The sequence below is a fragment of the Salinicola sp. RZ23 genome, assembly GCF_003206675.1.
GTDB lineage: Bacteria > Pseudomonadota > Gammaproteobacteria > Pseudomonadales > Halomonadaceae > Salinicola > Salinicola endophyticus.
On record NZ_PZJK01000007.1, the window covers coordinates 34,378 to 54,296 of the forward strand.

Below are 19,919 nucleotides of genomic sequence, written 5' to 3' on the forward strand. Positions count from 1 at the left end.
GACGTCGCCGTACGCCTATCCCGCGCCGGCGCCATTCTCCCGCTGCTCGTTTGCGAATCGCCATGACCCCCGTTATCGCCCTGGTTGGCCGCCCCAATGTCGGCAAGTCGACGCTGTTCAATCGCCTGACGCGCTCGCGCGACGCGCTGGTCGCCGATTTCCCCGGCCTCACCCGCGACCGCAAGTACGGTAACGGCCAGCTCGGCGACAAGGCCTACACCGTCATCGATACCGGTGGTATCAGTGGCGACGAGCAAGGCATCGATGCCGCCATGGCGGAGCAGTCGCTCACCGCCATCGACGAAGCCGATATCGTGCTGTTTCTGGTCGATGCCCGCGCCGGGCTGATGCCGGCGGATCAGGCGATCGCCAATCACCTGCGGGTGAATCAGAAGAAGACCTGGCTGGTGGTCAACAAGACCGACGGCATCGACGAACAGATCGGCATGGCCGACTTCTGGGGGCTGGGTCTCGGCGATCCGCGGCCGATCGCCGCTTCCCACGGGCGCAACGTCACCACGCTGATCGACGAAGTTCTCGAGCCGTTCCCCGCGCGTGACCCGCTGGCCGGCCCCCAGGGCGGCCACCCCGGCGTGCACATCGGCGTGATCGGCCGCCCCAACGTGGGCAAGTCGACCCTGGTCAACCGCATGCTGGGCGAAGATCGGGTGGTGGTGTTCGACGAGGCCGGTACCACCCGCGATGCCATCGAGATCCCCTTCGAGCGCCGCGGCAAGCCCTACGTGCTGGTCGATACCGCGGGTATCCGGCGGCGCAAGAACGTCACCCTCACCGCCGAGAAGTTCTCGATCGTCAAGACGCTCGAAGCGATCAAGGAGTGCCATGTCGCGATCATGGTGCTCGACGCCCGCAGCGGCCTGGTGGAACAGGATCTGCACCTGCTCGACTACGTGCTGTCGAGCGGCCGGGCGCTGGTGCTGGCGGTGAACAAGTGGGACGGTCTGGAGCAGGAGGCGCGCGAGAAGATGCGCTCGGATATCAAGCGCCGCCTCGGTTTCGCCGACTACGCCGATCTGCACTTCATCTCGGCGCTGCACGGTACCGGGGTGGGCGATCTCTACAAGTCGGTCGACAAGGCCTTCGCCAGCGCCAACAGCCACTGGTCGACCAACCGTCTGACCACCATCCTTCAGGACGCGGTCAGCGAGCATCAGCCGCCACTGATCAACGGCCGCCGGATCAAGCTGCGCATGGCCCACCAGGGGGGCAGCAACCCGCCGATCATCGTCGTCCACGGCAACCAGACATCGGCGCTCCCGGAAGCCTACAAGCGCTATCTCACCAACACCTTCCGCAAGGTGCTCAAGGTGCGCGGTACGCCGATCCGCTTCGAGTTCCGCTCCGGCGACAACCCCTACGACAAGAACAGCGACGCCAGCGACCGCGAAAAGGCACGCGCGCGTCAGCTCAGTCGGACCAAGGAAGCGCGCAAGAACCGCCGCTGAGGCTCAGCACCTAGCGGTGGCACGCTTCTCAGCGTGCCGCCGCAGATCGGCTTCGCAGCACCGACACGTGCTGTTTTTCAGAGATGTCTAGTTTTCAGATATGCCTAGACACTGGTGTCGCGGGCCACGCATACCCGATTGCGCCCGCTCTGCTTGGCTTCGTACATGGCGCGGTCGGCAGCCTCCAGCAGCGCGCCGGCGTCCGTCCAGTCGAAGGTGCTCGACACGCCAGCGCTGAAGGTGGCATGGAACACCGCCTTCCCCGCCACGCACTCCATCTGGGCAAAGCTCTCGCGGATACGCTCGATCGCCTCACACGCGTTGTCCAGCGAGCACGCCGGCAGCACCGCCACGAACTCCTCGCCGCCGTAACGGCCGACATGATCGACCCGACGCAGGCGCTGGCGCAGCAGGTTGGCGAGCAGGCGGATCACGTAGTCGCCGGTGCCGTGGCCGTAGGTGTCGTTGATCGACTTGAAGCGGTCGATATCGATCATCACCACACACGCCTCGGCGCCGCTGCGCTGGGTGCGTGACTGCTCGATCTCGATCAGTTCCTTGATCGCCGGGTGCTTGATCAGCCCGGTCAGGCCGTCGCGGGCCAGTGCCTGGCTCAACTGCCGCGAGCGCTGGGCGCGCGCAGTCACCGCCGCGGTCAGCGCCACGTCTGAGATCGGCTTGACCAGAAAGTCATCACCGGCCTGGGCCAGCGCCTGGGCCTGGCGCTGGGCATCCGACTCCGCCGAGAGATAGATCAGCGGGATACGCAGCCAGTCGTCGTCGAAGCGGATCAACCGCGCCAGTTCCGTTCCCGAGCAGCCCGGCATGTTGATGTCGATCAGCACCAGATCGGGCACGAACTCGCGCAGGCCGCGTAGCACGTCACTGGGCTGGTCGATCACCCGCGACTCGATGCCGGCCACCTTCAGCGTCAGGCGGAAATGTTCGGCCAGCTCGACATCGTCGTCGACGATCAGCACCCGGTAAGGGTCCTGTTGCGGCAGGCTGACCAGATGGCGCAGACGCCGTTCCAGCGCCGGCACGTCGAGGGGATGGGTAAAGAAGCCCTGAGCGCCGGCGCGTACGGCCTGCAGGCGGGCGTCGAAGCTCCGGTCATCGCTGAGCAGCACCCGCATCGCACTGGGTACCTCGGTGACACTGGCTTGCCATACGGCGGGCTCGACATGGGCCGTGTCGATGATCACCACGTCGGGCCGCCACGAACGCCACTCCTCGATCTCGGTCAGACAGCGGCAGTCGTAGCCAAAGCCACTCAGCGACTGCAGTAGCCCATGCGTGTCGCCCTCGGCCATGATCGCGATCCGAATCGCACGCTCGCCGCTCACCAGCTCGTAGTCCGCCTGTGGCTCTGCCACCGACGCCGTAGCGCTGTTCTCGAGCAGCCGGTAGCTACCCGAAAGACGGTCATGCAGCGTGGTCAGCATCGGCGACGTGGGCGCCACTGCGGTCTCCAGCACGGTCTGTACCCACAGCTCCATCTCGCGCGCTTCCTGCCCCAGCGCCGGATAGCCGAAGGTCCCCGCGGAGCCGGCGATGCGATGCAGCCCGTGGCGCAGCGACTCCAGCGCCTCGGGCTCGACCGCGCGCTGGCGTGCGGCGAGCTCCCGCGCCTGCGCCATCAGCGTCTGTAGATCGTTGCCGATACGCTCGGCGTACTGCTCACGCAGCGCCGCCAGACGCCTTTGAACCTCTTCACCCTGCATCCGAGCGCTCCCAGATCTCACGCAGCTGGGCCGCCAGCGTCATCGGATCGAACGGCTTGATCACCACATCGAGCGCCCCGATGGCGCGGTAGTGATCCAGCTCGCTGGGCTGCACCTTGGCGGTCATGAAGATCACCGGGATCTCGCGCGTCTCGGCCTGCTCGCGCAATTTACCCAGCGTCGTGGGGCCATCGATGCCGGGCATCATCACGTCCAGCAGGATCAGATCCGGCTGCCATTCGGCGGCCTTGTCCAGTGCCGACTGGCCATTGTCGCAGCTGGCGACCTCCATACCGCCAACCACTTCGAGGGCGATCCGCGCCACTTCCTGAATCGACGGATCGTCCTCGACATGCAGGACACGATGTAACGCTTGCATGTCAGCTCTCTCCCTGTGTGTCGTTGCCGTCAGCTCGATGTCCCTGCAGCTGGCGGTCGAAGGCTTCGCGCAGCGCCTCGGCGGAGAGCCCGGGCCGCGCGATCGCGGTGTCGACCCGGCCAAGCAGGGTCGGCGCCAATGCCTGCTCGGAAAGGATGATCACCGCCGGGTGGTGCGGCAGCTGGCTGAGCAGCGGAATGATCTCCCAGCCCGGTCCGTGGTTCTCGGTCAGGTCGAGCGAGATCAAGCCGTATTCGTTGCTATCGAGCAGGTAGCGCGCCTCGGCCACCGAGCGTGCCACGTCCAGCGTCATGCTCGCAGCGACTTGACCGGCAACCCGCCGGGTCAACTCGGCATCGCTCTCCACGTGCATGATGCGCGCCCGCCGCGGGACGGCAGTGAGCGAACCCTGCAGCGCACTGGACAGGCGCTGTTCGTCGAACGGCTTGGCCAGCCAGTCGACCGCCTTGAGCTGGCCGCCGATCTCCAGCTGCCCCTCCTCGGCGATCGCCGACACCACCAGCACCGGCAGCTCCCGCGTGGCCGGCTGATCGCGCAACTGACGCAGCAGTGTCAGCCCGTTACCGTCGGGCAGCATCAGATCGAGGGTGATGGCGTCGAAGCTACGTCGCTCGACCCAGCCTAGCGCCTCTTCCAGAGTATGCGCGATCTCGGCCTGATAGCCCCAGCGCCGTACCATCATCGCCAGCAGCAGCGCGGTGTCAGGATCGTCTTCGACGATCAGCAGTCGCGAGGCGGGATCGACAGGCATCTCGGCGATGGTCGCCGGCATCGGCAGCGCCACCTCGGGTTGGTCTGCCGACTGGCGCTCGATCCGCGGCAACTCGAAGAAGAAACACGCCCCCTGGCCCTCTTCGGAGAAGAAACTGATCGAACCGCGCATCCGCTCGACCAGTTCCCGGGTGATCGCCAGGCCCAGACCGGTGCCTCCCTGCTTGCGCGTGCTGGACGCGTCGGCCTGGGAGAACTTCTGGAAGATGCGATCGTGGAACGCTTCGGGGATACCCGGGCCGTGATCGATCACGCTGACCCGTACGCGCTCGCCGATCGGTTCGACCCGGATCTCCACCTGCATGTCCGGGGGCGAGAACTTGGCGGCATTGGAGAGCAGGTTGCTCATGACCTGCTGCAGGCGCATGGCATCGACGTTCACATCGGTTCGCTCCATGCGCTCGGTGACCACATAGTGAACCTTGAACTGATCGGCGTAGGCCTGATTGGACTCGATCGCCTGGTCGATCAGCGGCATCAGCGGCTGTTCCTGCATCTGGAACGTCATCTTGCCGGCGACCAGCTTCTCCATGTCGAGCAGGTCGTTGATCAACAGGATCAACCGTTTGGCGTTGCCATGCGCCACCGCCAACATCGAACGCATGCTCTCCGGTGGTTCGCCCAGGGCCCCCCCCTGAATCAGACCCAGCGACCCGGAGATCGACGTCAGCGGGGTGCGCAGCTCATGGCTGACGGTGGAGATGAACTCCCCCTTCAAGCGTTCGTTATGCTTACGCTCGGTGATATCGTGCAGGAAGCCGTGCCAGGTGGTGCTGCCATCCTCCTCGCGTTCGGGCACCGACTGCCCCGACAGCCAGATGACGTCACCATTGGCTTTTTGCACGCGATACTCGCAGTGCCACGGGGTCAGATTCTTCTCCGACTCGCTGATCGACTCCACCAGCAGATCTCTGTCTTCCGGCACGATGCGCTCGAAGACCTGGGTGGCATCCTGTTTGGCCTCCTCCGGCGTCACACCGTAATAGGCGCGTATCGCCTCGCTGGCGTAGGGAAACGAGGGGTGTCCATTGAGATCCTGATGATACTGGTAGATCAGCCCGGGAACCTGGGAGGCGATCTTGGCCAGACGCCCGGATAGCTCCTCGCGCGCTTCGACCTCCTGCCAGCGCATCAGGGTACCGCCGACCCAGCGCGCCAGCAGGCGCACGAACTCGCGGTCGGCCTCGTCGAACGGACGCCCGCGCACGCTGTCGCCGCTGAACGCCAGCGCACCCAAGCGCTCGCCGTGGACCCAGATCGGCGCGCCGATGTAGCTCTTCAGCCCGAACAACCGGCGGCAGCGGTGATCGCGCCAGCCCTCGGCGTCGGCATCGGAGAACGCCACCACGTCGTTACTCGCCACCACCTCACTACAGTAGGTATCGCGGGTCTCCAGTACCTGCCCACGCGCGAAGCGATTGTCCGGCGAATAGCCGGCCTGGATGATGTAATCCTCGCCATCGATCTGGTTGGCGACCGCGAATGGCAGGTCGAGATGCGCCGCGCCCATCTTGAGCGCGCGCTCCATCAGCAGCGGAAACGAGGTCTCCTGCAGCGCGGCGATGTCGTTGAGCGTCTGCAGCGCCTCCTTCTGCGCCTCTAGGCTCTGATTGACCGCGACCAGTGAGCGCTTCTGCTGCTCCAGGCGCTGCTGGTGATACAACATGGTCTCGCGGGTGACCCGGCGCGTGCCCCACAGCAGCAGCAGCAGGCAGGCTTCGGCAATCAGCCAGGCCACCCCCCAGCGCAGCCAGGTGGCGACCACCTGCTGATGGCGGTGATGATACTGGGCGCTGATGTCCTTCCAGATGGCGATCGCCGCCACGACCTGCGAGCGCTCGTCGCCGCTCCGGCTCACCGGCAACAGCGTCAGCAGATAGTGATGGTGCTCACGTCCATCGACGATTCGCCAGTCGGCCCGCGTCCTCACGTCTGGGAAGCGATATTGATCGAGCCAGTCGGCAATGCTCGCGTCGGAGCTTTCATTCACCCGCCACGATATCTGACCGCCATTTTTGCCCCCTTGGCGCGCGAGAACGGCGACACCGCTCTCCAGCTGCTCCGAGAGCTGTTCGACATTGGCGACCAGGCCGAACTCCACCTCCAGCAAGCCGACGAGCTGACCGCCATTCTCGCCATCAGGCGCCCTGATGGGCGCGATGGCAGCCGTGGTCGCCCGCTCACCGTCGAACTCGATGCCGAAGACCGGCTCCCCGGTAGCCGCGCTCTGCTGCAACAGATAGTCGCTGTCCGCGATGCTCTCCCGTTCCACACCAGGGGGCTCGGTGTGCAGAAACGGATGACGATCATCCGCCCCGGGCAGGAAGACATTGAGCTCCAGGGCACCGCCAGCCCGCAGCGACTGCCAGTAGGGTCCGATGTTGTCGCGCAGGCGCTCTCGAAGCGTCGCCAGCTGGTCCGGCGAGGACGCCTGCGCAGCTTGCGCCATGAGCCCACGGACCACCGGGTCGGCCACCAAGGTGGTGGCCAGCACCTGGACCCGGCGCTCGAGCCCGGCGCGGGTCGCACTGACCGTGATGCCCTGCTCCTGGGACTGGAACGCCAGATCGCGCTGGAACGCCTCGCGATCATTGTGCAGTGCCTGGGTCAGCATGAAACCGAAGAATGCCGTCAGCAGCACACTTCCCAGCAAGGTCGTCAGCAACGGTAAACGCAAGACTTTCACCCAGGACCTCTCATCAGCGCTGAAAAAGTATGAGCACGTCCCTCAGACTTTTTCGCGAGAGAAATGCCCTGGCGAAAAGCTTAACGCATCTTACTGATATTGCATTTGGCGAATAGCCTCGGTTCCCACCCACTGACAGGCGAATTGCCACGCCGCACGGCCGCTACGCACCCCACGCAAAGTGGCATAGCGCAGCGCCTCGGCACGCGCCGCCTCATGCCAGGCATCGGCGCCGCCGAGATGCTCGACCCAGTGGCGGCACGCCTCGAGATAGGCCTGCTGATCGAAGGGGTGGAACGCCAGCCACAGACCGAAACGGTCGGAGAGGGAGATCTTCTCCTCCACCGCGTCGCCATGGTGCAGCTCGCCGTCGACCAGTTGGGTCTGCTGGTTGTCGGCCATCGACTCCGGCAGCAGATGGCGGCGGTTGGAGGTGGCGTAGAGCAGCACGTTCTCCGGCGGCCCGGTCAAGGTGCCATCGAGCACGCTCTTGAGCGCCTTGTAGGCATCGTCGCTGCCCTCGAAGGAGAGGTCGTCGCAGTAGACCACGAAGCGGTGCTGATGATCGCGCAGGCGCTGGACCAGCAGCGGCAGCGCCACCAGATCGTGGCGATCGACCTGGATCAGGCGCAGCCCCTCGCCGGCCAGGCTGTTGAGCAGCGCGCGCACCATCGACGACTTGCCGCTGCCGCGGGCGCCCCACAGCAGCGCATGGTTGGCCGGGCGCCCCTGCAGAAAGGCGCGGGTGTTGTCGACCAGCGCCCGCTTCTGACGCGCCACGCCGATCAGATCGTCGAGTCCCACCGCATCCCGCGGCGCCACCGGCACCAGTTGACCGCCCAACGGATGCGACTGCCACAGCGCCGCCACGTCGCGGGTCCAATCCACCGCCGGGGGCTGCTCGGGTAGCCACGCCTCGACACGCTCCAGCAGTCGGCTCAGCCGTTGGGCCAGCTCTCCATCCATCTCTCGAATCTCCTCGGGTCGATATTGCGGGTCCGGCGCTGGCGGGGATTGCCAATCGCCACGATGGGCGTATCTTGTGCCGCGCGCGCCGCCGGGTCCAGTCGGCCCGGCCACGCGCGCCCCCATGACTCCCTTCGAGGAGAGACGATGACGTCTCGTGCCCGCCTTGCCTGCGTTCTACTGCTGCTCTCCCTGCTCGGCGGCTGCCTTGCCCTGCCCCAACTCGGCGTCCTGCTCGGGCGTATCGCGCTCTCCTCGCTCGGCGTCGATAACGTGCGTATCGGCAACTACCACTTCGCCCCCGGCCTCGCAGGCATCGACGAACGAACCCTGCTGAACTCGGGCCTGGCCCTGGCCGGGCTGCCGGTGAACATCGATCTGCCGCTGGCGCTCTCGCTGCCCGCCAACGCACCGGCGATCGAGCTCCAGGGCTTCTCTTGGGAACTCCAGGTGCCCGGGGCCGAAGCGGTGGCCGGTGAGTTCGATCAACCGGTGCCCCTGCGCGGCGGTGAGACCACCACGGTGACACTGCCGGCGGCGCTCGAACCGCGCGGCATCGACGCCCTGCCCAGCCGCGCCCAGAAGGTCGCTTCGCTGCTCGATCTGGCGCGCCGTCTCAGTACCAGCGGCGAACTCCCGCCGGGCAGCCGGCTCAGCCTGACCCCGGCCCTGCCGCCGGCGCTGGCCCGGGTGGTCTCCGCCCCGACCGTGCAACTCGATGTCGGTGGAGAGAGCGGCTCGGAGCCCATCGAGACGCCCACGCAGTGACCCAGAAGCCGGTCCGGGGTCGGCAACCGCGGCCCCCGGAGGCGCACTGGTTGACCGCCCGGGCAGGCCGGGTATCTTGGACGGGCTGATGCGCAGCGTAGGGCCGGATCGGGCACCGCCAGACCACCCTCGACGTCAGCCAAGACAGCAACGATAACGCCAGACTCGTATTCGGAGACCCGCATGTCACTCCCCCTCTCGCGCCGCGCCCTGGGCGTTCTCGGCGTCGCGGCGCTGCTCAGCGCCTGCAGCACTTCGCCTATGGGACGCAACCAGCTCGCCTTCTACTCCGATGACGAGCTGGCCCAGATGGGCAAGCAGAGTTTCAGCCAGTACGAGCAGCAGCTGCCCACGGTGGGCGGTGCCCAGGCGCGCTACGTGCAGTGCGTGGCCGACGCCATCACCGCCCAGGTGCCGGCCAGCGACGGTATCGGCAAGTGGCAGGTGAAGCTGCTGTTCAAGGATGACAGCGCCAACGCCTTCGCCCTGCCCGGCGGCTATATCGGTGTCAATACCGGGCTGCTCAAGGTCGCCACCAATCAGGACCAGCTCGCCGCGGTGATCGGCCACGAGGTCGGCCACGTACTGGCACATCATGCCAACGAGCGGGTCTCCACCCAGGCCGCCACCCAGACCGGACTCTCGGTGCTGCAGAGCGCTGCCGGGCTACAGGGCGCCGGCGGCGAACAGGTGATGGGGCTGCTGGGGGCCGGGGCGCAGTACGGCGTGATCCTGCCGTTCTCGCGCAAGCAGGAGTCGGAAGCCGACCTGGTGGGTCTGGATCTGATGGCGGACGCCGGATTCGACCCCCGCGCCAGCCTCAAACTGTGGCAGAACATGGCCGCCAACAGCCAGGGCGAGCCGCCGGCGTGGATGTCGACCCACCCCAGCAACGACCAGCGCATGAGTGGGTTGAAGAATCGTCTCGACGAAGCGGTACCGCGCTACGAACAGGCCAAGGCGGCCGGGCGGCGGCCCAACTGCAAGGCGTGATTCCAGGCAACCCCAACTGGTCACGACAACGGCCGCCGCCGGAATCCTCCGGCGGCGGCCGTCTACTATCTGCCATCTGCTATCCAACGATGCGCTACGGACGTGCGATCTCGAATGACTGACTGGGCGCAGCGTGCGACGCCGCTACCGGCAGCTACGCGCGGCCTCACAGTTCGGCGCGCAGCCTCTCACGCAGCGCCGCGGTTTCCGGGCGCACCTGACGCCACAGCCAGAACGACTCCGCGGCCTGCTCGAGCAGCATGCCCAGGCCATCCAGCGTGCGCGCGCCGCGCGCTTCGGCCCAGCGCAGGAACACCGTGGGCTCGGCGCCGTACATCATGTCGTAGGCCAGCGCCTCGGATGCGAACAGTGTCTCCGGTAGCGGCGGCAACTCGCCGGCGAGGCTCGCACTGGTGGCGTTGATCACCAGATCGAAGTCACCCTCCAGCGCCTCGAAGCCGCAGCCGTCGACCCGCCCGCTGCCGGCGAACAGCGCCGCCAGTGCCTGCGCCTTGGCCGGAGTGCGATTGGCCACGCGCAGCGTATCCACACCAGCCTCGAGCAGCGGCTGGATCACCCCGCGGGAGGCGCCGCCCGCCCCCAGCAGCAGCACCCGCGCGCCCGCCAGCGGGGCGGCGTGGGCCTGCAGATCGCGCACCAGGCCGACGCCATCGGTGGTATCGCCGCGCACCCGGCCATCGGCGTCCAGCCACAGGGTGTTCACCGCACCGGCGAGGTGCGCGCGCGGCGTGTGCACCTCGGCCAGGGCGAAGGCATCCTGCTTGAACGGTACGGTCACATTGGCGCCACGGCCACCGGCGGCGACGAAGGCGCGCCAGGCGCCGGCGAAGTCATCAGCGGGTGCCTCGATCGCCTCGTAAACCAACGCTTCGCCGGTCTGCGCGGCGAAGGCAGCATGAATGCGCGGCGATTTCGAGTGGCCGATGGGGTTGCCGAAGACAGCGTAACGATCGCTCATGCGGGTTGCGGCTCCTGGGTGACGTTCAGCCAGTCGTGGGGTTGGAGATAGGCGAGCAGGCGCGCCTCCGGGCTACCCGGCTCCGGGGTCCACTGATACTGCCAGCGCGCGATCGGCGGCATCGACATCAGGATCGACTCGGTACGCCCACCGCTCTGCAGCCCGAACAGGGTACCCCGGTCCCAGACCAGATTGAACTCGACGTAGCGCCCGCGACGGAACGACTGATACTCACGCTCGCGCTCCCCGAAGGGGGTCTCGCGACGGCGCTCGGCGATCGGCAGATAGGCGTCGAGGAAGCTGTCGCCGACCGCACGCTGGAAGGCAAAGCACTGTTCGAACGGCCACTCGTTGAGATCGTCGAAGAAGAGCCCGCCGACGCCGCGGGTCTCGTTGCGATGCTTGAGGAAGAAGTAGTCGTCGCACCACGCCTTGAAGCGCGGATAGACCGACTCCCCGAATGGCTCGCAGGCGCGCTGGGCTACCTGATGCCAGTGCTGGGCATCCTCCAGGTAGGGATAGTAGGGCGTCAGGTCGAAGCCGCCGCCGAACCACCACACCGGCGCCTCGCCGGGCTTGTCGGCGATGAAGAAGCGCACGTTGCCGTGGGAAGTGGGGATGTGCGGGTTGCGCGGGTGCAGCACCCAGGAGACCCCCACGGCGTGGAAGCTGCGCCCGGCGAGCTCGGGGCGGGCGGCGGTGGCCGAAGCGGGTAGCTCGGCACCGTACACATGAGAGAAGTTGACCCCGCCCTTCTCGAACAGCGCGCCCTCCTCGATCACCCGACTGCGCCCACCGCCGCCCTCGGCGCGCTCCCAGGAGTCCTCGGCAAAAACCTTGCCGCCATCCAGCGCCGCGAGCGAGTCGCACAGGGAGTCCTGCAGCGAGAGCAGGTAGGTCTTGACGCTATCGAGGTGCGAATGTGCCATGGTCGATGTCCTTCTGCGGGGAACGGAAAATAGGGCGCCGGCTGCCAAGGGGCGGATGGCGGCTGTCAGGCGGACTCGGCGCAGCGTATGACAGCCGCCCGGCTCAGGGGCGTAGGACCCGGTCGCTGAGCAGGTCGCGAATCGTGCTGGGGCGATCGCGGCCCCCCAGAGGGCCGTCGACGATCGCCGCCACGGCGTCGCCGAAGGTCTCGCGCACCGCCTGCGCGCTCATCGCTGGCGCCTCGCCGGCGCGGTTGGCCGAGGTGGAGACCAGCGGCCCGCCCCAGGCGGCACATAGCGACTGCACCAGCGGATGGTCACTGACCCGCACCGCCAGGGTAGTGTGGTTGCCGCGCAGCAGCGGCTGGGCGCGTCCGTTGTCGGGGATCAGCCAGGTATTGGGCCCGGGCCAGCTGGCTGCCAGGCGCCCGCGCTGCTCGGCGTCGAGCCCGTCGAGCCACGGCGCCAGCTGCGCCAGGCTGCCGGCGATCAGAATCAAGCCCTTGTCGCTGGCGCGCCCCTTGAGCGCGATCACCTGTGCCAGCGCATCGGCGTCGTCCGGGTCACAGCCCAGACCCCAGACGCCCTCGGTGGGGTAGGCGATCACGCCCCCCTGTTCCAGCGCCGCGATTGCGGCGGCCCACTCTGACATCTCCGCTTCCTCGAGTTGCCGTATTCAAGCTGCGGCGATGGTAACACGACGCCTCTATAGTGCCCCCGCGCCCGAGCGTCGCACCCCGCCACGCCGGGCGGCGAGAATGGCGCCAGCGGCTTGCGCCGGCCATAGTGAAGCAGCAGGCAGCGCGACGGCCCGCGCTGGCGTCACATCGACTTCCACCTTGTCTCAGGAGCCCAAGATGACTCGATCGCCCCTCTCTCTCGCCCTGCTCGGCCTGGTCTGCGCCGGCGGCCTCAGCGCCTGCGCCCAGCAGCCGGCCCAGCAGACGAGCCAGCCGCCGGCGCCCGCGCTTTCCGATCAGTTGGTGATGGCGACACTATGGATGCAGACCTCCGGCGAGTACGCCGCGCTGAGCCACCAGGCGTTCAATCTCGCGCGGCGCAATCTCGACCGTGCCCTGGCCGCCTCCGACGGGCAGCAGCGCCCGCCGGCGATCGTGGTCGATGTCGACGAGACGGTGCTCGACAACACCCCCTACGAAGCGTGGCTGATCGCCAGCGGTCAGGACTACCAGAGCGCTACCTGGCAGCAGTGGGTGGACAAGGCCAGCGCCCGGGCGATGCCCGGTGCCAAGGCGTTTCTCGACTACGCCGCCTCGCGCGGGGTGGAGGTGTTCTATATCACCAACCGGCGCGCCGAAGAGACCCAGGCCACGCTACGCAATCTGCGCCAGGTCGGCTTCCCCGACGCCGACGAGGCGCACTTCCTGCCACGCGCAAAGAGCAGTGACAAGAGCGCCCGCCGCCAGCGGGTGGCACAGTCGCACTGGGTGATTCTGCTGATGGGTGACAATCTGGGCGACTTCTCCGCCGGTTTCGACCGTGACACCGCCGAAGCCCGGCGCGCCGCCGTCGAGGCCCAGCCGGACGCCTTCGGCAGCCGCTACATCGTGCTGCCCAACCCCGCCTATGGCGCCTGGGAGGGTGCGCTCTATCAAAACAATTGGCATCTGAGCGACGAACAGAAGGCCCGCGCCCGGCACAATCACCTGCAGATGTGGAGCGGCCCCGAGACCCCCTGAGCCGCGCGATTCATCAAAACACCCAACGTGAACGGCCTCCGGACGGNNCCGTCCGGAGGCCGTACGCGGCCCCTATCTAGCCGACGTTCAAGCGCGGCGGCGTACCCAGCCACCCGCGGTCTGCGCCACCCGCCCCTCCAGCTCGAGTTCGAGCAGCGCCAGCTGCAGCGTGGCCACGGACTCGCCGCACGCCGCGACCAGCACGTCGATCGGCGTCGGGGTGTCGCTCAGTTGCGCCAGCACACCAGCATTCGGCCCGGCCGCAGGCCCTGCACTCTCCAGCGGTGTCGGTGCGGTCACGGATGGCGCCGTTTCCAGCGCATCGTCGGCCGGTGTCGGCGACCAGTGACCCAGCTCCGCCAGCAGATCGTCGATGTCGCGCACCAGTGCTGCCTCGCCGCGCTGGATCAGCCGCAGGCAGCCGCTGGCCTGGGGGTTGTGGATCGAGCCCGGCAGGGCGAACACCTCCCGCCCCTGTTCGAGGCCCAGGCGTGCGCTGACCAGCGAGCCGCTCTTCTCCGCGGCTTCTACCACCAGCACGCCCCGGGCCAGCCCGGTGATCAGACGATTGCGCCGCGGAAAGAAGCGCGGATGCGCCACAGTATCGGCCGGATGCTCCGAGAGCAGCAGGCCGCGCCCCGCCAGCAGATCGCGGTAGAGCCCGGCGTGGCGTGGCGGATAGATCACGTCGACGCCGCAGCCGAGCACGCCGACGGTAGCTCCGCCCGCCTGCAGCGCCGTGTGCTGGGCGATGCCATCGATACCCAGCGCCATGCCGCTGACCACGCCGAAGCCGCGTGCGATCAGTTCCCGCGCGAAGTCCGCAGCGTTGTCGCGCCCTTCACGAGTCGGCTTGCGCGTGCCCACCACGGCAATCGCCGGTGGCGCCAGCGCGCTCAGGTCGCCCTTGGCCCACAGCACCAGCGGCGGGTCGGGGAGCTGATCGAGCAGCGTGGGCCAGTCGGAATGGGCCGGATGCAGCAGATGGTGGCGCGGGCTTTCGGCCTGCCACGCCAGGGCCGCGGCAACCGCGCCCTCCAACGGGCTGCGCGCCGGGTGATCGAGCCACAGCCGCAATGGCTGGGCCAGTGTGGCCGGTAGCGCCGCCAGCCAGCCCTGCGGCCAGGCTAGCGACTCGGGCTCACGCCAGCGCTGCAGTAGCGGAGCCAGCCGTGCAGGGCCAAGCCCGGGCAACGCGGCCAGCGCCAGCCAGTCACGCAGCGTGGGGGACGCCGAACTCACCGTGCCTCCGTACGCGCCACGCTGGCGCCGAGCGCCTGGGGCGTGGTCAGCCGATCCCCCACCGCCAGCGCCTCGGAAGTCCGCATCACCAGCGCATAGGCGAGATGATCGAAGACCCGGAACACCATCACCGCGCCCGCCTCGTGGTCCGGCAGGGTGATCCAGCCATTGCCGTCGGCGGCGCGCACCCGCTCGCCCTGGCGCATCACCTGCAGCACATGCCCCGGTTCGAGGCCGTCGGCACGTCCGCGGTCGATCGCCACCACGTCGTCACGGCCGATGAATCGCACCCCGCCGGGCACCGCGAGCAGCGTCGCGGTCACCGGCGAGGTCGGCGCGCGCGGCACGAACTCGGTGGTGATGCCGCCGTCATCCAGCGTCAGCAGGGTATCCCCGGCGCGTATCTCGCGTCCGGCATCGAGCACTTCCAGCTCGCTGACATCATCATGGCGCTGCACCACCCGCGCCTCGCCCAGGCGCTGCAGCTCCCGCCCCAGGGGCGTGCCGTCAGCGGGGTCGCGGTAGTCGTCTCCCGCGCGGTAGATGCCCAGACGCGTGCCCACCGGCGGCAGCCGCCCCTGGGCGTAGAGCCGGTCCCCCGCGCCGCTGAGCAGGCGCCCGCCCTGACCCGCCATCACCTGCGGCGCCGACGCCAGCAGAGCAGGATCGACGATCCGGTAGGCCTTCAGGAACACCCGCACCCGCTCCAGCGGCAGGCTGGGCAGCGCCTCACGCACCGGCGCCCGGCGCACCTTGGGCGAGAGCCTGACCGTCCCGCCGTGGGCGCGCTCGACGCCGATACTGGGTTCGCCGGCGTGGGTTTTCAGTACCAATACATCGCCGGGATAGAGCTGTTCGGGCCCGGCTACCCCGGGGTTGCGTCGCCACAACTCGCGCCAGGACCAGGGATCTTCGAGAAAGCGCGCCGCCACGCCCCACAGCGTGTCCCCCGGGCGCACCTGGTAGCGACTCGGGGCATCGGGCTTGAGGGTATAGGCCAGCGCCGGCACGGCGCCCGGCCCTGCCAGCGTGAACAGCAAAAGCGCCCCCACCAGTACCGATGACGCCAGCCGGCGGACGAACCGAGTGGATGAGAGCCGGGGGCTGATCGCCATCGCTGAATTCCTGCCGCTGGATATCGTGAACACGGCACCGCCGCGCCTGTCAGGGATAGATCGGCCCGTAACGGCGGGACTTGAATCCCCCGACACCGGCGACATCGCATCGCGGGATTTTGAGAACGCGGCATGGCGGCTCTACAATAGAGGATTACGTCAACACGCCGACGGGCACCCAGAACGCTATGGCCATCAGAACCATCCTCGAATATCCCGATCCCCGCCTGCGCACCAAAGCCGCCCCGGTGGCGCAGGTCGACGACGAGATCCGCGCCCTGGTCGACGACATGATCGAGACCATGTACGACGCCTCGGGCATCGGTCTGGCGGCGACCCAGATCGACGTCCATCAGCGCGTCATCGTCATGGACGTCAGCGACGACCGCAGCTCGCCGCTGGTGCTGATCAACCCGAGCTACACCGCGCTCGACGATGAGCGCCAGCCGCTGCAGGAAGGCTGCCTGTCGATCCCCGACTACTACGCCGAAGTGCCGCGCGCCCTGCGCGTCCATCTGAAGGCGACCGACCGCGATGGCAACGCCTACGAGCTCGACGCCGACGGTCTGCTCGCCCACTGCATCCAGCACGAGTGCGATCACCTCGAAGGCGTGCTGTTCGTCGACTATCTGTCGCCGCTCAAGCGCGACCGTGTGCTCAAGAAGATGCAGAAGCGCCACAAGCAGGATCAGGACGCCTGATCCGGATTCGCCCATGACAGTCTTCGTTCGAGGCCGGCCGTCACCGTGACGCCGGCCTTTCGTGCTTCGAGAGGAACCCCGCCGCATGAGCCACAGCACCGACGGCCGATCGCTACGCATCGTCTTCGCCGGCACCCCCGACTTCGCCGCCGAGAGCCTCCAGGCGCTGCTCGACTCGCGCCACCGGGTCGTTGCCGTCTACACCCAGCCCGACCGCCCTGCCGGCCGCGGGCGCAAGCTGACACCGAGCCCGGTCAAGCAGCTGGCGCTGACCCACGCCCTGCCGGTATGCCAGCCGATCTCGCTCAAGACCGCCGAGGCGCAGCAGGAGCTGGCCGCGTTCGAAGCCGACGTGATGGTGGTAGTCGCCTACGGCCTGCTGCTGCCGCAGGCGGTGCTCGACCTGCCGCGGCTGGGGTGCCTCAACGTGCACGCCTCGCTGCTGCCGCGCTGGCGCGGTGCGGCCCCGATCCAGCGTGCCATCGAAGCGGGCGACGCCGAGAGCGGTATCACCCTGATGCAGATGGATGCCGGCCTGGATACCGGCGACATGCTGCTGGTGCGGCGCACGCCGATCGAGACGACCACCACCGGCGGCACGCTCCACGATACCCTGGCCGCGCTCGGCGGTGAGACCTTGATCGCCGGTCTCGATGCGCTGAGCGAGACCGGCCTCACGGCGACACCGCAGCCCGCCGACGGCGTCACCTACGCCAGCAAGCTCTCCAAGGCCGAAGCCGAACTCGACTTCCTCGAGCCCGCCGCGGCACTGGCACGCCGGGTACGTGCCTTCAACCCGTGGCCGGTGGCCTGGACCCGTCTCGACGGCGACAGCGTACGCCTGTGGCTGGCCGAGGCCGAGGCGGACACCGCCCAGGCGGCCACGCCCCCCGGCACCCTGCTCGCTCCGGCGGAAGACGCCCTGCGGATCGCCTGTGGCAGCGAAGGCCGCGAGGTACTGCGGGTCACCCGGCTGCAACTGCCGGGCGGCAAGCCGCTGGCAGCCCGTGACCTGCTCAACGCCAAGCCCTCGCGGCTCGGCGCCGGAGCGCGCCTCGGCCAGCCGGCAACCCTGGAAGGACCGACGGGAGAAAGCGCATGAGCGGCGTCAGTGCACGTGTCGTAGCGGCCAGACTGCTGGTCCCGGTGATCAACGGCGAGGGCTCGCTGGCCTCACTCGATGCCGAGATCGCCGCCCAGGGTGTCGCCGAGCGCGACCGCGGCTTCGTCAAGGCGCTCTGCTTCGGCGTCTGTCGTGCCTATCCGCGCCTGGAGGCACTCTCGGCAGAGCTGCTGCGCCAGCCGCTCAAACGCCGCGACAGCGACATCCAGGCACTGCTGCTGCTGGGGCTCTACCAGCTCTTGCACATGCGGGTGCCGGCACACGCCGCGGTCAGCGAGACCGCCGGTGCCGCCCGCGGGCTGGGCAAGGATTGGGCCACCCGCGTACTCAACGGCTGCCTGCGCCGCTTCCAGCGTGAATCGGTGGCACTCCAGGCCAAGGTCGACCGCGACCCGCCGGTGGCGCTGTGGCACCCCGCCTGGCTGCTCAAGGCGCTGCGTCAGGCCTGGCCCGAGGCCTGGCAGGCGCTGTGTGCGGCCAACAACGACGCCGGCCCCATGACTCTGCGCGTCAACCGCCGCCGCGTGGCCCGCGATGCCTATCTCGAGCGCCTCGGCGCCGCCGGTATCGAAGCCACCGCCTGTCACTACGCCGCCGACGGCATTCAGCTCGCCGGGGCGGTGGACGTGCATCAGTTGCCGGGCTTCGCCGAGGGCGATGTCAGCGTGCAGGACGAATCGGCCCAGCTCTGCGCCGACCTGCTGGCGCCGGCGCTCGAGGGTCGCGACGGCGCCCGGGTCTTCGACGCCTGCGCCGCCCCCGGCGGCAAGAGCGCGCACCTGCTGGAGCGCTTCACCCTCGATCTCACCGCCAGCGATATCGACCCCGGCCGGCTGGCGCGGGTCGGTGCCACCCTGGAGCGGCTCGGTCTCGATGCTCGCCTGAGCGCCCTCGACGCCAGCAGCGCCATGCTCGCCGAGACGCTGGGCCATGCCCCGGAAAGCGCCGACACCGCAGCGCCGAGCGCGGGCTTCGATGCCATCCTGCTCGATGCCCCCTGCTCGGGTACCGGCGTGATCCGCCGCCACCCGGACATCAAGCTGACCCGCCGTGCCAGCGACATCGGCGAACTCGCCGCGCTGCAGGCACGCCTGCTCGACAACCTGTGGCGCCAGCTCGCCCCCGGCGGCACCCTGCTCTACGCCACCTGCTCGGTACTGCCGGCCGAGAACGCCGAGCAGATCGCTGCCTTCCTGGCACGCACCCCGGACGCCCGCGCCACCACTCCCGAAGCCCTCGCCTGGGGCCAGACCGCCGGCCACGGCCGCCAGCTGCTGACTGCCCAAGGCGGCCACGACGGCTTCTTCTACGCCCGGCTGGAGAAGGTGGCCGACTAGGTCCAGATCCAGAGAGAGGCAGGCACATCGCCTGCCTCTCTCTGTGATTCGCAGCGACAGCCACGTTGACTAAAGACGATCGCATCCTGAGCCTGCCCTCGAGCCCTTGATGGCAGCCTGCCGTGACAGGGGCGCGGTGACGTTTGACAAAAAGATAAGTACAGACTTATCTTTTAGGTAGGGATGACGACAGGTCGTGGGATAGCCGGTAGCGACTGGACAGACAAATAGCTGGATAAACCGATGCCCAGGCAGACAAGCTCAGGTTTCTCTGCAAACGGGGAGGGATGTGGGTGAAAAGATAAGTTTTCACTTATATCAATAACATGAACGAAGCCACGATATTTCACGCACTCGCCGATCCCAACCGTCGGGCCTTACTCGACCGTCTGCGACTCGCCGAGCTCAACGCAACCGAACTGCGCCAAGGCCTGGGCATTTCCCAGCCTGCCGTGTCACAGCATGTCGCCGTGCTCAGGAAGGCCGGGCTGATCGTGGCCAGCCGCCAGGGGCGACAGGTGCGCTACCGTATCGACCCAGACGGCCTGCGGCCGCTGCTCGACTGGCTCCAGCGTTATCAGGGCTTTTGGCCACAGCGTCTCGACAATCTGCAAACGCTTCTCGAGGAGATGGATCATGAGTGAACGGGAGTCACGACAGGCCGAGATCGTGCACGAGTGCGACTTCGACCATCCGCTCGAACAGGTCTGGAAGGCCGTGACAACGCCAGCTCTGCTGGCCAGATGGATCGGCTTGGCGCCGGGTGGTGGCGACACTGCACGCAGCGAGATCGACTACCGCATCGTCGAAACGCAGGCGCACGAACGCGTCTGGTTCGCCTGGCACGACCCCGCGACCGACCAGCCCCAATCGACGGTGCTGATAGAGCTGGAACCACTCGCGCCAGACAGGACACGCTTACGTCTGACGCATCGCCCCGGCGTCATGCATCAGCGAGCCGCCAACGACAGTTACCACTCAACGCGGGCCCTCGCCGCCTGACCGCCACCACCGGAGAA

The 19,919-nt window shown here is 68.0% G+C and carries 18 protein-coding genes; 9 read left to right on the top strand and 9 right to left on the bottom strand.

Annotated features, from left to right (window positions below; translation table 11 throughout):
- Nucleotides 1-62 precede the first annotated feature (62 nt).
- Nucleotides 63-1,466 carry a ribosome biogenesis GTPase Der gene (gene der / locus DOM67_RS06320; RefSeq protein ID WP_110674805.1) on the top strand — a complete coding sequence of 468 codons (1,404 nt, stop codon included), beginning with the start codon at nt 63-65 and terminating at the stop codon, nt 1,464-1,466.
- A gap of 104 nt (nt 1,467-1,570) precedes the next feature.
- Here der and DOM67_RS06325 read toward each other — a convergent pair whose 3' ends face one another.
- The 4 genes from DOM67_RS06325 to DOM67_RS06340 form a co-directional block, all read right to left on the bottom strand.
- Complete coding sequence (locus DOM67_RS06325; protein WP_110674806.1) at nt 1,571-3,190, bottom strand: diguanylate cyclase; 1,620 nt, start codon at nt 3,188-3,190, stop codon at nt 1,571-1,573.
- Complete coding sequence (locus DOM67_RS06330) at nt 3,180-3,569, bottom strand: response regulator (RefSeq protein ID WP_110674807.1); 390 nt, start codon at nt 3,567-3,569, stop codon at nt 3,180-3,182. The genes DOM67_RS06325 and DOM67_RS06330 overlap by 11 nt, the downstream gene beginning before the upstream one ends.
- Before the next feature lies 1 nt (nt 3,570).
- Nucleotides 3,571-7,038, bottom strand: coding sequence for an ATP-binding protein (locus DOM67_RS06335; RefSeq protein ID WP_157958799.1), 3,468 nt, complete (start codon nt 7,036-7,038; stop codon nt 3,571-3,573).
- A gap of 99 nt (nt 7,039-7,137) precedes the next feature.
- Nucleotides 7,138-8,013 carry an ATP-binding protein gene (locus tag DOM67_RS06340; protein ID WP_110674809.1) on the bottom strand — a complete coding sequence of 292 codons (876 nt, stop codon included), beginning with the start codon at nt 8,011-8,013 and terminating at the stop codon, nt 7,138-7,140.
- Between the two features lie 147 nt (nt 8,014-8,160).
- On the opposite strand from DOM67_RS06340, the gene DOM67_RS06345 reads away from it, so the two are divergent.
- Both DOM67_RS06345 and DOM67_RS06350 read left to right on the top strand, forming a co-directional pair.
- On the top strand, nt 8,161-8,781 hold the full coding sequence (locus DOM67_RS06345) for a hypothetical protein (RefSeq protein WP_110674810.1): 621 nt from the start codon (nt 8,161-8,163) through the stop codon (nt 8,779-8,781).
- A gap of 183 nt (nt 8,782-8,964) precedes the next feature.
- Complete coding sequence (locus DOM67_RS06350; RefSeq protein ID WP_110674811.1) at nt 8,965-9,774, top strand: M48 family metallopeptidase; 810 nt, start codon at nt 8,965-8,967, stop codon at nt 9,772-9,774.
- A gap of 166 nt (nt 9,775-9,940) precedes the next feature.
- Here DOM67_RS06350 and aroE read toward each other — a convergent pair whose 3' ends face one another.
- The 3 genes from aroE to DOM67_RS06365 all read right to left on the bottom strand — a co-directional run bounded on the left by aroE (nt 9,941) and on the right by DOM67_RS06365 (nt 12,334).
- Nucleotides 9,941-10,753, bottom strand: coding sequence for a shikimate dehydrogenase (gene aroE / locus DOM67_RS06355; protein ID WP_110674812.1), 813 nt, complete (start codon nt 10,751-10,753; stop codon nt 9,941-9,943).
- Complete coding sequence (hemF, locus tag DOM67_RS06360) at nt 10,750-11,682, bottom strand: oxygen-dependent coproporphyrinogen oxidase (RefSeq protein WP_110674813.1); 933 nt, start codon at nt 11,680-11,682, stop codon at nt 10,750-10,752. The genes aroE and hemF overlap by 4 nt, the downstream gene beginning before the upstream one ends.
- 103 nt (nt 11,683-11,785) lie before the next feature.
- Nucleotides 11,786-12,334 carry a Sua5/YciO/YrdC/YwlC family protein gene (locus tag DOM67_RS06365; protein WP_110674814.1) on the bottom strand — a complete coding sequence of 183 codons (549 nt, stop codon included), beginning with the start codon at nt 12,332-12,334 and terminating at the stop codon, nt 11,786-11,788.
- Between the two features lie 205 nt (nt 12,335-12,539).
- On the opposite strand from DOM67_RS06365, the gene DOM67_RS06370 reads away from it, so the two are divergent.
- Nucleotides 12,540-13,382, top strand: coding sequence for a 5'-nucleotidase, lipoprotein e(P4) family (locus DOM67_RS06370; RefSeq protein ID WP_157958800.1), 843 nt, complete (start codon nt 12,540-12,542; stop codon nt 13,380-13,382).
- A gap of 87 nt (nt 13,383-13,469) precedes the next feature.
- On the opposite strand, the gene dprA is transcribed toward DOM67_RS06370, so the two are convergent.
- Both dprA and DOM67_RS06380 read right to left on the bottom strand, forming a co-directional pair.
- Nucleotides 13,470-14,624 carry a DNA-processing protein DprA gene (gene dprA / locus DOM67_RS06375; protein WP_110674816.1) on the bottom strand — a complete coding sequence of 385 codons (1,155 nt, stop codon included), beginning with the start codon at nt 14,622-14,624 and terminating at the stop codon, nt 13,470-13,472.
- On the bottom strand, nt 14,621-15,739 hold the full coding sequence (locus DOM67_RS06380) for a LysM domain-containing protein (RefSeq protein WP_198651738.1): 1,119 nt from the start codon (nt 15,737-15,739) through the stop codon (nt 14,621-14,623). Before DOM67_RS06380 ends, dprA begins: the two co-directional genes overlap by 4 nt.
- Before the next feature lie 188 nt (nt 15,740-15,927).
- Here DOM67_RS06380 and def point away from each other — a divergent pair, with 188 nt between their 5' ends.
- The 5 genes from def to DOM67_RS06405 all read left to right on the top strand — a co-directional run bounded on the left by def (nt 15,928) and on the right by DOM67_RS06405 (nt 19,902).
- Nucleotides 15,928-16,440, top strand: a complete 513-nt coding sequence (def, locus tag DOM67_RS06385) for a peptide deformylase (protein WP_110674818.1) — start codon at nt 15,928-15,930, stop codon at nt 16,438-16,440.
- Between the two features lie 85 nt (nt 16,441-16,525).
- On the top strand, nt 16,526-17,542 hold the full coding sequence (gene fmt / locus DOM67_RS06390) for a methionyl-tRNA formyltransferase (protein ID WP_110674819.1): 1,017 nt from the start codon (nt 16,526-16,528) through the stop codon (nt 17,540-17,542).
- On the top strand, nt 17,539-18,900 hold the full coding sequence (gene rsmB, locus DOM67_RS06395; protein WP_110674820.1) for a 16S rRNA (cytosine(967)-C(5))-methyltransferase RsmB: 1,362 nt from the start codon (nt 17,539-17,541) through the stop codon (nt 18,898-18,900). Before fmt ends, rsmB begins: the two co-directional genes overlap by 4 nt.
- A gap of 326 nt (nt 18,901-19,226) precedes the next feature.
- Nucleotides 19,227-19,544, top strand: coding sequence for a metalloregulator ArsR/SmtB family transcription factor (locus tag DOM67_RS06400; protein WP_110674821.1), 318 nt, complete (start codon nt 19,227-19,229; stop codon nt 19,542-19,544).
- Entirely contained in the window at nt 19,537-19,902 is a 366-nt protein-coding gene (locus DOM67_RS06405; RefSeq protein ID WP_110674822.1) for an SRPBCC domain-containing protein, read from the top strand. Before DOM67_RS06400 ends, DOM67_RS06405 begins: the two co-directional genes overlap by 8 nt.
- Nucleotides 19,903-19,919: the final 17 nt, after the last annotated feature.